The sequence below is a fragment of the Salipiger abyssi genome (assembly GCF_001975705.1).
Taxonomy (GTDB): Bacteria; Pseudomonadota; Alphaproteobacteria; order Rhodobacterales; family Rhodobacteraceae; genus Salipiger; species Salipiger abyssi.
Genome location: NZ_CP015093.1, coordinates 1,957,669 through 1,970,736, shown reverse-complemented (window position 1 = coordinate 1,970,736; position 13,068 = coordinate 1,957,669). Strand labels below are relative to the sequence as shown.

Annotated in this window: 10 protein-coding genes, 1 tRNA gene and 3 pseudogenes; 8 read left to right on the top strand and 6 right to left on the bottom strand. The window is 64.7% G+C overall.

Annotated elements, in window-relative coordinates; all coding sequences use genetic code 11:
- Window positions 1–48 precede the first annotated feature (48 nt).
- The gene (locus Ga0080574_RS12965) at window positions 49–2,295 is read left to right on the top strand and encodes a molybdopterin-dependent oxidoreductase (RefSeq protein WP_076699776.1); all 2,247 of its coding nucleotides are present in this window, start codon (window positions 49–51) and stop codon (window positions 2,293–2,295) included.
- Between the two features lie 4 nt (window positions 2,296–2,299).
- Complete coding sequence (locus Ga0080574_RS12960) at window positions 2,300–2,782, top strand: Lrp/AsnC family transcriptional regulator (RefSeq protein ID WP_076699773.1); 483 nt, start codon at window positions 2,300–2,302, stop codon at window positions 2,780–2,782.
- 12 nt (window positions 2,783–2,794) lie between these two features.
- Here the strand turns inward: Ga0080574_RS12960 and Ga0080574_RS12955 are convergent, their stop codons facing one another.
- The 5 genes and pseudogenes from Ga0080574_RS12955 to Ga0080574_RS25910 all read right to left on the bottom strand — a co-directional run.
- On the bottom strand, window positions 2,795–4,231 hold the full coding sequence (locus Ga0080574_RS12955; protein ID WP_076699770.1) for an aminotransferase class V-fold PLP-dependent enzyme: 1,437 nt from the start codon (window positions 4,229–4,231) through the stop codon (window positions 2,795–2,797).
- 192 nt (window positions 4,232–4,423) lie between these two features.
- Window positions 4,424–5,122 (bottom strand): annotated as a pseudogene (locus tag Ga0080574_RS12950) (IS3 family transposase); the annotation flags it as partial.
- A gap of 57 nt (window positions 5,123–5,179) precedes the next feature.
- Window positions 5,180–6,376: an IS256 family transposase gene (locus Ga0080574_RS12945; RefSeq protein ID WP_076695235.1), complete on the bottom strand. Its 1,197-nt coding sequence runs from the start codon at window positions 6,374–6,376 to the stop codon at window positions 5,180–5,182.
- A gap of 132 nt (window positions 6,377–6,508) precedes the next feature.
- Window positions 6,509–6,958, bottom strand: a pseudogene (locus Ga0080574_RS25625) (transposase); the annotation flags it as partial.
- 154 nt (window positions 6,959–7,112) lie between these two features.
- Window positions 7,113–7,220, bottom strand: a pseudogene (locus Ga0080574_RS25910) (transposase); the annotation flags it as partial.
- A 174-nt stretch (window positions 7,221–7,394) separates the two neighbouring features.
- Between Ga0080574_RS25910 and Ga0080574_RS12925 the strand changes: the two are divergent.
- The 5 genes from Ga0080574_RS12925 (at window position 7,395) to Ga0080574_RS12905 (ending at window position 11,309) form a co-directional block, all read left to right on the top strand.
- Window positions 7,395–8,219, top strand: a complete 825-nt coding sequence (locus Ga0080574_RS12925) for a DUF6692 family protein (protein ID WP_076699767.1) — start codon at window positions 7,395–7,397, stop codon at window positions 8,217–8,219.
- 10 nt (window positions 8,220–8,229) lie between these two features.
- A complete protein-coding gene (locus Ga0080574_RS12920; RefSeq protein WP_198039809.1) occupies window positions 8,230–8,991 on the top strand; it encodes a glutaredoxin family protein in 762 nt (253 codons plus the stop codon).
- A gap of 78 nt (window positions 8,992–9,069) precedes the next feature.
- Window positions 9,070–9,402 (top strand): hypothetical protein, encoded by a 333-nt coding sequence (locus Ga0080574_RS12915; protein WP_076699764.1) that lies wholly within the window; start codon window positions 9,070–9,072, stop codon window positions 9,400–9,402.
- Between the two features lie 85 nt (window positions 9,403–9,487).
- Window positions 9,488–9,916, top strand: a complete 429-nt coding sequence (locus Ga0080574_RS12910; RefSeq protein WP_076699760.1) for a c-type cytochrome — start codon at window positions 9,488–9,490, stop codon at window positions 9,914–9,916.
- A 1-nt stretch (window position 9,917) separates the two neighbouring features.
- Window positions 9,918–11,309: a multicopper oxidase family protein gene (locus tag Ga0080574_RS12905; RefSeq protein ID WP_237219376.1), complete on the top strand. Its 1,392-nt coding sequence runs from the start codon at window positions 9,918–9,920 to the stop codon at window positions 11,307–11,309.
- A gap of 266 nt (window positions 11,310–11,575) precedes the next feature.
- Here the strand turns inward: Ga0080574_RS12905 and Ga0080574_RS12895 are convergent, their stop codons facing one another.
- On the bottom strand, window positions 11,576–12,586 hold the full coding sequence (locus tag Ga0080574_RS12895; protein WP_076699757.1) for an IS30 family transposase: 1,011 nt from the start codon (window positions 12,584–12,586) through the stop codon (window positions 11,576–11,578).
- 352 nt (window positions 12,587–12,938) lie between these two features.
- On the opposite strand from Ga0080574_RS12895, the gene Ga0080574_RS12890 reads away from it, so the two are divergent.
- Window positions 12,939–13,012, top strand: a tRNA-Gly gene (locus Ga0080574_RS12890).
- Window positions 13,013–13,068 lie beyond the last annotated feature (56 nt).

Below are 13,068 nucleotides of genomic sequence, written 5' to 3'. Positions count from 1 at the left end.
CGGGCGACTTCGGTCGCCCGCGCTTTTTCCGCTTTCAAGGGGCCCGTCATGGAGCTCTTCGCCAGTCACTTCGGCACCTATGAGATCGCGCGCGGTCCGGACGGTCCGGCGCTCGCGCCGTTCCGCCACGATCCCGACCCCTCGCCGCTCGGCGCGGGGTTTCTGGCGCTGGCAGACCATCCCACGCGGGTGATGCAGCCGATGGCACGGAAAGGCTGGCTCGCCGGCGATGGCGGCGCGCGCCGGGGCGACGACACCTTCGTGCCGGTCACCATGGACCGCGCCTGCGATCTCGCCGCCGCCGAGCTCGACCGGGTGCGCAAGGCCCATGGCAACCGGGCGATCTTTGGCGGCTCCTATGGCTGGGGCTCTGCCGGGCGGTTCCACCATCCGCAAAGCCAGCTCAAGCGCTTCCTGAACCTCGCGGGCGGGTTTGTGTCTGCTCGCAACACCTATAGCTACGGTACGGCCAAGGTGCTGCTCCCGCATCTCGTGGGCCCAGAATTTTCCGATCCCGGCACCTTCAATCCAAGCTGGGACCGTATTGTCGAGAACCGCCCGTTCATCCTGTCCTTCGGCGGCATGCGCCTCGCCAATGCACAGGTCGAGGCCGGGGGCACCGGCGCGCATCGCACGCGCGGCTGGATCGACCGGTTCGCAGAGGCGGGCGGCGAGATGCTGACCCTCTCGCCTGACGGGCGGGACGCGCCGACAGGTCGTCACCTGCCGATTGCCGCAGGAACCGATGCCTGCGCGATGCTGGCGATGGCCTATGTGCTGCTGAGCGAAAACCGCGTCGATGAGGCGGCGGTCAAACGCATCGCCACCGGGTTCGACGAGACCCGCGCGCTGATCCTCGGCCTCTCCGACGGCCAGCCGAAAAGCCCGGACTGGGCGGCGGCGCTGACCGGCATTCCGGCGTCCGAGCTGACCCGGATCGCCCGCAAGCTCTCCGACGGTCCGGCTCTGATCAACCTCTCCTGGTCGCTGCAACGCGCCGTAGCGGGCGAACAGCCCTATTGGGCGGCGCTGGTGCTGGCGGTGCTCTCCGGGCAGATCGGGCGCCCCGGCTGCGGCATCGCCTGCGGCCTCTCAGCCGTGTCCTCGGTGGGCAATCCGCTGCGCCGCCTGCGCGGCCCGGCCTTCGACCAGGGCCGCAACCCGGTCGCCGAGTACATCCCCGTCGCCCGCATCGCCGAGATGCTGGAGCGCCCCGGCGAGACCATCGCCTACAACGGCGCCCCGCTGACCCTGCCCGATATCCGGCTGATCTGGTGGGCCGGCGGCAACCCGTTCCACCATCATCAGGATCTCAACCGCCTCGCCCGCGCCTGGCGGCGCCCGGAGACGGTGATAGTTCAGGAGAGCGTCTGGACCGCCACCGCGCGCCATGCGGATCTGGTGTTCCCCTCCGCCCTGCCCACCGAACGCGACGACATCGCTGCCGCCTCGCGGGACAACTGGATCCTCCGCTCGACCAAGGTGATGGAGCCCCCTTCTGGAGTGGAGACCGATTACGCCGTGCTCAGCCGGATCGCCGACAGGCTGGGCTTTGCCGACGCCTTCCATGAAGGGCTGACCGAGACGGAGTGGCTGGCCCGTCTCTACGAGGGCTACCGTGCCGCCTATCCAGAACTGCCAGGTTGGCCGGAATTCTGCGCCACCGGTTACGCCCGGCTCGCCGATCCCGAGCCGCAGGACGTGACCCAGCCACTGGAGGCGTTCCGCGCCGATCCCGCCGCCAACCCGCTCTCGACCCCGAGCGGCCGGATCGCGCTGCTGCCCGATCTCCTCCGGGCAGAGGATCACCGGCTCGGCGCGCCGCTGAGCCATGTGCGGGCAAGCGACGCCGAAGAAGACACCGCCCTGCCGCTGCGGCTGCTCTCGCCACAGCCCGAAACCCGCCTGCACAGCCAGCTCGACGGTGCGCCGCTTGCCACCAAGGCCCGCCGCCATGGCTGCGAGGTCGCCCGGGCGCATCCCGACGACATCGCCAAGGCCGGGCTGACCAGCGGTGCGCCTGCGCTGCTCGGCAATGCGCGCGGCAGCGTGCTCGTGGTGATCGAAGCAGACACCGCCCTTGCACCGGGCCACGTCGTGCTGCCGACCGGCGGCTGGTACCGGCCAGCGACCATCGACGGGGAACGTATCGACCTCGGCGGCAATCCCAACACGCTGACACGGGATACCGGCAGCTCCGAGCTGTCCCAGGGCGCCAGCGCCGGCGGCGCGCGGGTGCGGCTGAACGCGTTTCGCGGCACAATCCCGGCACGCAACCCCGGCACGGGGAGGTGACATCTTGGCCAAAGGCGAAAGACCAGCACTCGACTCCTACGACCGGAAAATACTGAGCCGGCTGCAACGCAACTCCGAAACTCCGGTGGCGGAGATCGCCGCCGAAATCGGGCTGACGACAACTCCCTGCTGGCGCCGCATCCGCAAGCTCGAGCAGCGCGGCTATTTCAAGCGCCGGGTGGTGCTGCTCGATGAGGAAAAGCTGAATGTCGGCGTGTCCGTCTTCATGGCGATCCGGACAGGCGAACACAGCCGCGAATGGTCTCAGGCCTTCGTAAAAGCGACGCGGGACATTCCCGAGATCGTCGACGTGTTTCGCCTGGCGGGCGAGATCGACTATATGCTGCGGGTCGTGGTGCCCGACATCGCCACCTATGACAGCGTCTATCAGCGGCTGATCGAAAAGGTCGATATCCGCGACGTCTCGTCGATGTTCGCGATGGAGACCATCCGGTCGAGTACCGAGCTGCCGCTCGACTACGCCTAGGCGCCGCCCCGGTCAGGCGGCGCGGCGCGAGAAGATGGCGCGCGCGCTGTCGGCCTCGTAGAGATCGGCATAGCTGGCGGCATCCCGCGACAAGGTCGCGACACTTTCGAGAATATACGCCACCTCGGCGTCGCTCATCAGCGCCGACAGGTTGAGCCGCACGAAACCGGGCTTTTCCAGCTCCTGACCGGAGAGGATCTCCTCACGGATCCGCGCCGCGGCGGCGGCATCGTGACCGAGCAGCCGCAGCACGTAAGGCCCTGCGCAGGCACAGCCGCCACGCGCCTGGATGCCGAACCGGTCGCTGAGCATCCGCGTCGCGAGCTGCTGGTGGATGAACCCTCCGCGCGGATCGCGGATGCGGAAGGACAGGATCGGCAGCCGCGCCGGCCCTGTCAGCCCGAGCAGCTCGATCCCAGGCACATCGCGCCAAGCGGCGATGGCGCGGGCGGACAAGTCCGCATTGCGCGCCTGCATATGGGCCTGTCCGATATGCTCCTTGACGATCACCGCGAGCGCGGCGCGGATATCGCCCACAACATTCGGCGTGCCGGCTTCTTCGCGCGCTTCGAGCCCGTCGGCATAATCATGCGCCTCAGACGACACGAAGCGCACCGTGCCGCCGCCAACCCAGGTCGGCCTGTCCGACACCACCGCGTCGCGGCGCAGCACGAGGATGCCCGTGGCCCCCGGCCCGCCGATGAACTTGTGCGGCGAAAAGACCAGCGCGTCGATGCCTGCGTCGGGCGCCGGCTCCATCGCCATCGGCAGGTAGGGCCCGCCGCCCGCATAATCCCAGACCATCAAGGCGCCCGCCGCCTTGACCCGCGAAGTCAGCCCGGCGACATCGGCAATGATCCCCGACACGTTCGAAGCGGCCGAGAAGGCGCAGATCACGCGGTCATAGGCCGCCACATCCGCCAGAGCCGCGTCGAGCGCCGGCAGATCCGGGCCACCCTCCGCGCCTTCGGGCAGTTCCACCACCTCGGCCCCGCATTCGCGCCAGGGCAGGATATTGGAGTGATGCTCGTAGGGCCCGATGATGACTTTCACCCGGCCCCGGTCCGCGCCCAACAGCCGCACCAGCCGGTTGAGCCCTGCCGTGGCGCCGCTGCCGGCGAAGATAACGGCATGGTCCGACGCATCGGCACCGCAATGGCGCGCGATGGCCGCACGCGAGGCGGCGCGCAGCCGGGTCATGTAGCTGCCGCAGAACGACGCCTCGGTGTGGCTGTTGGCATAGTAGGGCAGAACCTGCTCCAGCATGAACATCTCGAGCGTCTTCACTGCCCGGCCCGAGGCGACGTAATCCGCATAGACCAGTGGCTTTTCGCCGAACGGCCCCTCGGTCACCGCGCCCTTGCCGACAAGATCGTCGGCCAGCTGCGCCGCAGGCGGAAGCGCGGCGCGGAAAGAGGAGAGAAGTGTTGCCGGATCGGAGATGGACATCGGGGGTCTCCTGCTGTGCATTGGATGCGGCCAAGCCGCGTTTTGAGCTTGGCGAGAGACTATCAGTCCGCGAATGCAGACGGGTTCCAAAGTTCCCGCAATCCGAAGCGGAAAGCGCATTTCCATTCCGGCATTTCAGCAGCTTGTAGAAAACAATGTGGTCTGCCCCCATCGAGAGGTCCGGTTTGATTGTTAGTGCATGGCCGGTCTCTGGTCTATCGGGACGATGCTTTCTGGCGCTGGTGGACGGTATCCCAGAGAGCTATGGGGTCTGATAGTGTTGTAGTGGCGACGCCATCTCTCGATCAGGACCTGGTCTTCGCGTAGCGAGTATAAAACCTCGCCGTTCAGCATTTCGTCCCGGAACCTTGCGTTGAAGCTTTCGCAGTAACCGTTCTCCCAAGGTGAGCCAGGCGCAATGAAGGCCGTCTTGGCACCGACTGCGCCAATCCATGCCCGCACCTTCTTGGCAATAAATTCCGCGCCATTGTCGGACCGTATGCATTCCGGCGGACCGCGCAGGATGAACAGGTCAGTCAAGGCATCCACCACATCGACAGAATTGAGCCTGCGTTTGACACGGATCACCAGCGCCTCCTTTGTGAACTCATCAATGATGTTGAGGGTGCGATATACCCGCCCGTCATGCGTCCGCTCCTGGACAAAGTCATAGGACCAGACGTGGTTCGGGCGTTCTGGCCGGAGCCGAACGCACGAGCCGTCATTCAGCCAGAGCCGTCCCTTCCTGGATTGTTTTCTTGGGACTGTAAGCCCCTCCCGCCGCCAGATCCGCTCTACGCGCTTGTGGTTCACATGCCAGCCGCTGTTGTTCAGCATGCCAGTTATCATGCGATATCCGTAGCGCCCAAACTCTCGCGTCAGCGCGATGATGGTAGTGCCCCGAGAGATGGTGTAAGAGCGCCGACCTTCGGAGAGGTTCAAGGCTGATCAGGTCGCCACGGCGGACAGCCTGACGGTTGTAGTGTCGGTGACACGCGCCAGGCTTTCAAGCGACATGTATCTCCGCGCAACCGTCCATTCGTCATTGGTCTCGAGCATCAGCGCGCCGACGAGACGGACGATGGCCTCGTCGTTCGGGAAGATGCCGATGACGTCAGACCTGCGCTTGATCTCCCGGTTCACCCGCTCCAGTGGGTTCGTCGACGCGATCTGGGCCCAATGCTCACGTGGAAAATCCATGTAGGCGAGGACGTCGTCGCGCGAGGCGTCCATGAGGGCGCCGAGCCGCGCCTGCTTCTCGCGCAGCGCGTCAGCCACGACCTCCCACTGGGCTTCGGCATCCGCCTTGTTTTCCTGGGCGAAGATCGTCTTCAGCATTGCCGCCACGGCCGTGCGCTGCTTGGTCGGAGCATGGGCAAGCGCGTTTCTCATCCAGTGAACGCGACAGCGCTGGTGCGTCGCGTCGAACACCCGCCGCGCGGCAGCCCGCAGCCCCTTGTGGTCATCGGAGACCACCAGCTTCACGCCGCGCAGGCCACGGTCGGCGAGAGAGCGCAGGAAGTCGGTCCAGAACGTTTCTGCTTCGGATGGACCGGTGGCGACGCCGAGAACTTCGCGCTTGCCGTCCTCGTTCACAGCTACCGCTATTATCACGGCGCGGCTGATGATCCGCCCGCTCTCGCGCACTTTCACGTAGGTCGCGTCGAGCCAGAGATAGGGCCAGGCGCCTTCGAGCGGCCGGGAGAGGAATGCATTCACCCGCTCGTCGATTTCGACACAAAGGCGACTGACTTGGCTCTTCGACATGCCGCCAGCGCCCATCGCCTTCACCAGATCGTCTACGGAGCGCGTCGAGACCCCGTGGACGTAAGCCTCCTGGATCACCGCCACCAGCGCCTTCTCAGCAGTCCGTCGCGGCTCCAGGAAGCTGGGCAGGTAGCTCCCCTTTCTCAGCCGCGGGATTTCCAGCGCGATCCGACCGGCACGAGTGTCCCAGTCGCGGTCCCGGTAACCGTTTCGCTGAACCTCCCGCAGGGGAGAGCGAGCGCCCTTCGCGGCACCGGTTCGCGCCTCGACCTCCACTTCCATGATCCGCTCGGCCGCGAAGGCCAGCATCTCGCGCACGAGATCGCCATCGGCCTGCTTCGCAACCAGCTCAATCAGCGTCATTCTGTCATCGGTCATCGTCATCTCCGTTCTTGGTTCAAGGTCTCGCAACCCGAACCTTCTCGAAGATCGGCGGTGGCCGCCAGCGTCACACCCGGCCGCGCGCTGCGCTACGCTGGGGGCTCCGCGCGCGGCCTCCTACACCAAGCGTTGGGACACTACCGCGATGATGTCATCGGTCAGCCGGTCTTCATCCGGCAGACCGATAGGCACCTTGCGCTGTGTCGAGCGATGCTGTCCCAATGTGCGGCAGGTTCGGCGCTCGGATACGCCGAGGGTCTGCCGCACATGCTCGATGCAACAACGGCGGCGGGCGGGGCTCAGTCGTTTCCCCGGGGCGGCCTCGGTAAGGATCACCTTGTCCAGCGTCAGATCTGAAACCGCGCGCCTGAGCCGGGCATCCTCGGTCTCCAGCTGCTTCAGACGTTTGAGCTGATCCCGGCTCATGCCGCCATACTCTTTGCGCCATCGATAGTAAGTCTGCTGCGTCACGCCGATCTGGCGCACAGCATCGGCAATCGAGCTCCCTTGTCCTTGCAGACCTTCAACCTGCCGTAGCTTCAGCACGATCTCTTCGGGCTTGTCTCGCTTTCCAGCCATCTCCTGGTCCTCCTGACATCGGGATAAAACTATCCCAGTTGGTGGACCACTTCAGTGGGGGCACTCCAAGAGGATTTGCCTCTGCCGCGCAGATGGGTGCTGTTGTCCCCACGAAAATCCATGCTGCCTCGATACACACCTATTGCGTGTTGATCGCTTCGCTGATGCCATGCTTCCGGCAGAGCTCCTTGGCGCCTATCCCGGCTTGGTGCCCCTTCAGAATGCCAATGATCCGCTCTTCGCTAAAACGGCTTTTCCGCATGGCCTGTCTCCTGATCTGGAGAACAGGCTAACTTCAAACTGCGGACGTTTCAGGGGAGCAGGTCACGACTTTTGCGGTGATCCACCACCGTCCTCTTTCGGACTGAACAGAGTTTTGCGGGAACATCCACCCAATGGAAGGTTGTTGACTCCGTATTACAGCAGGAGAACCCCGATGGCTTACACTCGCTTTTTCCTCATGATCGCCACCTCGACGCTGCTCATGTTGGGGCTGATGTATCTGAACACCTACCTCGTCAGTCACGTCTTCTGGTCGGAAACTCGGGCCTACATGGCGTTGGTCATGGGCGCGGTCATGGCCTTCGTGATGCTCGCCTTCATGCTGGGCATGTATAAGAACCGCACCGCCAATATCGCGATCTTCATAGGGTCCATCGCCGTCTTCGCCGGGGCGCTGTGGCTCGTGCGCAGCCAGGTGACGGTGCAGGACCGGTCCTACATGAGCGCGATGATCCCGCACCACTCGATCGCGATCATGACCTCATCGCGGGCCAATCTGACCGACCCCCGGGTGCGGGAACTGGCGGACAGCATCGTCTACGCGCAGGACAAGGAGATCGCCGAGATGCGGTATCTGCTGGCGGACATCGCGGCCAATGGCGAGGCGCAGCCGGGGCCTGCCACTGCCGCGCCGGAGCTGAAGGATGCCGCCGACGCGCTGTCGACCGAGGTCGTCAAGACCGTCGATCCGGAGTTCCTGACAGAGGAAGATATCGCAAAGGTCTTCCCCGATGGCACCGCCTGCCGCTTCACCTATACCGAGACCAGCCCGCCGGTGCTCGTGACCGCCGACGATGGCGCGCTGATTCGGGTCAGCGGCGACCTCGTCCGGCTTGAGGCTGACGGAGACAGCTTTGCCGCCGGCCCGCTAACGGCGGAGGTCAACCAGACGGACGACGAGAACCTTCAAGACCTGATCGTGACCGCCGGTTCCGACTACACCGCCGGGTTCCGCGGCCAGTTCACCTGCGCGAACTGAGGAGAGCGCCATGCCCAAGGAAACCAAGCAAACCGCTGCGCTCTACCGCATGGTTATGCCGGAGCACACCTGCCCTTATGGCCTGAAGTCGAAGCACCTGCTCGAAACCCATGGCTACGAGGTGGAAGACCACCACCTCAAGACCCGCGAAGAGACCGACGCCTTCATGAGGGAGCATGATCTGGAGACGACTCCGCAGACCTTCGTCGACGGCAAGAGGATCGGCGGCCACGACGAGTTGCGCATTTTCCTCGGGATCGACCCGCCGAAGGCGGAGCAGAGCGATACCAGCTACCGGCCCGTGATCGCAATCTTCTCTGTCTGCGCGCTGCTGGCGCTTGGTCTGGCCTCGCACCAGCTTGGCACCGTCCTGACCTGGCAGAGTTTCATCTGGTTCATCTCACTGTCGATGACCGTTCTGGCGATCCAGAAGCTTCAGGATGTGGAGCAGTTCTCGACCATGTTCCTCAACTACGACCTGCTGGCGAAAAGATGGGTGCCCTACGGCAAGATCTATCCCTATGGCGAGGCGCTGGCGGGGATCCTGATGACGGCGGGGATCCTGCCGTGGATCTCGGCCCCGGTGGCGCTCTTCATCGGGACGATCGGCGCGGTTAGCGTGTTCAAGGCGGTCTACATCGACAGGCGCGAGCTCAAGTGCGCCTGCGTCGGCGGCGACTCGAATGTGCCGCTCGGGTTCATCTCATTGACAGAGAACCTGATGATGATGCTCATGGGGATCTGGATGGGCGTGCGGGCTTTCGCCGGATGAGTGGAAGGGTGATTGCCCGCCGCAGTTGACGTTGCAACGCGCATCGCTTCATAGTCCGGTCACTCATCCGGAGGTTCTGTGAGGCATATCCTCGTCATCATCGTGCTGATCGTCACCGCCTGGGCGTTCCTGCCCGGCGCGGCTCAGGCGCATGAGATGCCGCATTCGGAGAGGAGCGCCGCCACCATGGAAGGTGACTGCGCCGACTGCCCGGGCATGGACGACACGGGCGGGCACGCCTCGGGTGTCGACTGCCATCACCGGGCGGGCTGCGGTCCGGCAGTCCATGCTTTGCCGGTCTCCCTGTCGTTTACTCTGGAACCGGCGACGACCCGCAGCACGCGTCCTCACGACACGATCGACCCGCGATCCGTCTACCTCTCCCGGGACCTGCCGCCTCCACGATCCTGACGGCTTTGGAGCCGCGACTGCGACACTGATCGCAGTTCAATGATTTGTTCGGCCGCCTTGGCCGAACCCTTCAGGATCATGACCCATGAACAAGATCATTCCCGCCGCCTTGGCCGTCGTTGCCATTGCAGGCGGAGCCTACTACCTCACCCGGCCCAGTGCTCCTGACCCAAGCGCACAGCCGAGAGAAGGCGAACCGCTCGTCTCGATCACGGTGCCGGATACGTTGTCCGCCGATGCCACAATGGGCCAGCGGGCCTTCGACGCGACTTGCGCCGCCTGCCACGGGTCCAATGCCACCGGCAAGATGGGCTTCGGCCCGCCGCTCGTGCACAAGATCTACGAGCCGAACCACCACGCAGACATGGCTTTCGTGATGGCCGTCCAGAACGGAGTCCGTGCCCATCACTGGCCTTTCGGAGACATGCCCGCACAATCCGGCCTGACGAAGGCCGATGTCGGCGGGATCACCACCTATGTCCGCGAACTGCAACGCGCCAACGGGATCGAGTGATATGACCATACGCATGACACGACGCGCTTTCTGTGGTGCTTTGGCCGGAACCGCGGGCCTTGCCGCCCTACCTGTGCGGGCGGCAGGACCGCAGACGCTGACAGCCCGCGTTGCCACCGCGCAGATCGCCCCGCTGAAATATGCCGCGACCGAGGTGTGGACCTATGACGGCGCCTTGCCCGGTCCGGTCCTGCGCGTGCCGCAGGGCGGGCGCCTGGCTCGCCGCCTGGTGAACGACCTGCCGGTACCGACCTCGATCCACTGGCACGGCATCCGCATCGACAATGCGATGGACGGTGTGGCTGGCCTGACGCAGGAGGCGGTGCCGCCGGGCGGAACCTTCGACTACGACTTTGCCGTGCCGGACGCCGGGACGTATTGGTATCACGCGCATACCAACTCGTTCGAGCAGGTGGCGCGCGGTCTTTCCGGCGCGTTGATTGTAGGGGAGGCAGGGCCTCCGGAGGTCGACCGGGATGAGGTGCTCGTCCTCAACGACTGGCTGCTGAACCCCGAGGACGCGCAGTTCATGCAGCCCTTCGGCCATCCCATGAGCCTCAGCCACGGCGGTCGTCTCGGCAATCTGCCGGGCACCAACGGGACCTATGACTATGCCCGCGAAGTGAGGGCCAACGAGCGCCTCCGCCTGCGCCTGATCAACGCGTCCAATGCGCGGATCTTCGTGCTTCGACTCGCGGGTCTCGACGGCTGGACCGTCGCGCTGGACGGCATGCCGCTGCCCGCGCCGGAACCAGTGGAGGCAGAGTTGATCCTCGCCCCGGCACAACGCATCGACCTGATTGTCGATGTAACGGCGGAAGACGGTGAAGCCGCGGCTCTACTCAGGTTCGAAGACGACAACCAGTGGCGGCCGCAAGCCCGGTTCCCGGTCGCGGGCAGCGCCTCCGCCACCCGGCGCGATAGCCCCGCCGCTCTGCCGCCTAACCCGCGCATGGAGGTGCCGGTGATCGACGGCGCCCGGCGGCTCGATCTGGTGATGGAGGGCGGGGCCATGGGCCGGATGTCCGGCGCCATGATGAACGGCCGCTCCATGGGCTTTCGCGAAATGGCGGGGCAGGGTCAGTTCTGGGCACTGTCCGGGCAGGTCGGCATGAACGACACGCCGTTCGCCAGTCTCGATCGGGGCGAGACCGTGTGCCTCAAGTTGACCAACGACACCGCCTTTGCCCATGCCATGCACCTGCACGGGATGCACTTCCGGCAGGTGGCCGAGGACGGCACCCTCGGCCCGATGCGCGACACGATCCTCAGCTATCCGGACGAACCGCTGGAGATCGCCTTCGTCGCCAACAACCCCGGCAAGTGGCTGTTCCACTGCCACATGCTCGGCCATGCCGCGTCGGGCATGACCACCTGGATTAACGTATCCTGAACCACTCAACAGGAAGGAAGACCTATGAAGAAATACGTCGCCATCGCCTTGATCGTCAGCGGCTCCGCGGCCCTTGCCCATAGCGACATGAAAGACCCCGATGTGATGAACCGCATGATGGGCGTGTCGGAACTGGCCAAGCAGATGAAAGCGCGTGCGTCGTGGCAAGTCACAAGGCCATTAGCTTGGCACGTTCTGGCACTTCGACCCGAAAGGCCACTTTGGCATGTGAACTCACGCCGAAGCGCAAATTCTGATTTCTTATTCTACGTCAGTCGGTTCTGGATATCCACGAGCTTGGCCTCGAAGACCTCGGCAGGCGTTCGGTAGCCCAGGCATTTGCGGGGCGTCGCGTTGAGGCGCTGGCAAATCGACCTCAAATATCGATTTGTCAGCGCCGTCGGTTCGGTCGAGCGGGGCAGGAACTTGCGAAGACGGTTGTTGGTGTTCTCGACCGTGCCTTTCTGCCAGGGCGCCCGCGGGTCGCAGAACCAGCTGTCCGCGCCGATCCCATCCTTGAGCCGTTGCCATGCCGAGAACTCGGACCCGCGGTCGAATGTGATGGATTGGCGTGCGTCGGCGGGCAGGGCGGAGAGCCCCTGGATGAGGGCTTCCATGATCGGCTTCGATCGCCGGTCCTCGTTGCGCAGCACGACGGTGTAGCGGCTGACGCGCTCCACCAGGGAGGTCACGTTGATCTTGCCATGCTCCTTGCGGAACATCACGAGGTCACATTCCCAGTGCCCGAACTCAACGCGCTCGGCGACGCGATCCGGTCTGTTTGAAAGGTTCTGCGCATCCGAGATGTGGCTGCGCTGGTACCGGCGGTATCCACGAGGTCTGCGGCGTCTGCGATGCTCGGGCAGGTGCCGGTAGAACTGCTCGGCGCGACCTTCCTTCGAGTAGGTGTAGCGATAGATCGTTTCGTGGCTCACGCGGACACCATGCTGCTCGAGACGCATCCGGCCGGCGATCTGCTCCGGCGACCAGCCAGCCTTGAGACCATGCTCGACGGCAGCTTTGAGCTGAGGGTGCTGAACCATCTTGCGGTGAAGGGCGCGGCGCTTCTCGCTCATGGTCTGAGCGTTCAGCGCGTAGTATCCTGCGAGCTCTGGCAGTCCGCCGCCGTCGAAGTGGTTGCGCTTCAGATCACGATAGATCGTCGAGGGGGCGCGGCTCAGGCGATCCGCGATCTCGGGTATCGGCATCTTGGCTTCACGCCACTTGGCAATCTTGATCCGTTCCTCGAAACTCAGCTGAAGGTAGCAACGACCCATCCCACGTCCTCCACGCAAACTTCTGTTTTGATACAGAATTTGCACTTCGTTTGTGAATCCACCGCCCCGGGCTATGCGGTGTCGCTGGTCAAGGCCGGCGTCCGCTTGCAGGGCTTCGAGACAGGCCCGGTGCGCGCGCCGCTGGTCGATCCGACCTAGGCCGAAGAGGCCGAACTCAAGGCGCTGATCGACGCCGCCGGCAGCCAGTGACCGCACCGCCGCCGTACCGGGGCAGAAGCCCGGTACGGTGAGGCGATGGCGGGGTTCGCCCCTGCCCCCGGCGATTTCCGTCGCGGCGTAAATCGCAGATCTTGACCCTGTTCCCGGGATCGCCTAGGACACCAGACGCCGAGCGGGCGTTGTGTAATGGTAAGACCCTTGCCTTCCAAGCAAGAGATACGGGTTCGATTCCCGTCGCCCGCTCCAGCTTTTCCCGAAATCGACGCGCCGCCCGCAGCGCCACCCGGAAAATCTCCGCTTTC

Bases quoted from the DNA above. Each gene is read 5' to 3' on its own strand.
- Ga0080574_RS12965 (WP_076699776.1), top strand. From the start codon at position 49: ATGGAGCTCTTCGCCAGTCACTTCGGCACCTATGAGATCGCGCGCGGT.
- Ga0080574_RS12955 (WP_076699770.1), bottom strand. From the start codon at position 4,231: ATGTCCATCTCCGATCCGGCAACACTTCTCTCCTCTTTCCGCGCCGCG.
- Ga0080574_RS12945 (WP_076695235.1), bottom strand. From the start codon at position 6,376: ATGACCGATGACAGAATGACGCTGATTGAGCTGGTTGCGAAGCAGGCC.
- Ga0080574_RS12925 (WP_076699767.1), top strand. From the start codon at position 7,395: ATGGCTTACACTCGCTTTTTCCTCATGATCGCCACCTCGACGCTGCTC.
- Ga0080574_RS12920 (WP_198039809.1), top strand. From the start codon at position 8,230: ATGCCCAAGGAAACCAAGCAAACCGCTGCGCTCTACCGCATGGTTATG.
- Ga0080574_RS12910 (WP_076699760.1), top strand. From the start codon at position 9,488: ATGAACAAGATCATTCCCGCCGCCTTGGCCGTCGTTGCCATTGCAGGC.
- Ga0080574_RS12905 (WP_237219376.1), top strand. From the start codon at position 9,918: ATGACCATACGCATGACACGACGCGCTTTCTGTGGTGCTTTGGCCGGA.
- Ga0080574_RS12895 (WP_076699757.1), bottom strand. From the start codon at position 12,586: ATGGGTCGTTGCTACCTTCAGCTGAGTTTCGAGGAACGGATCAAGATT.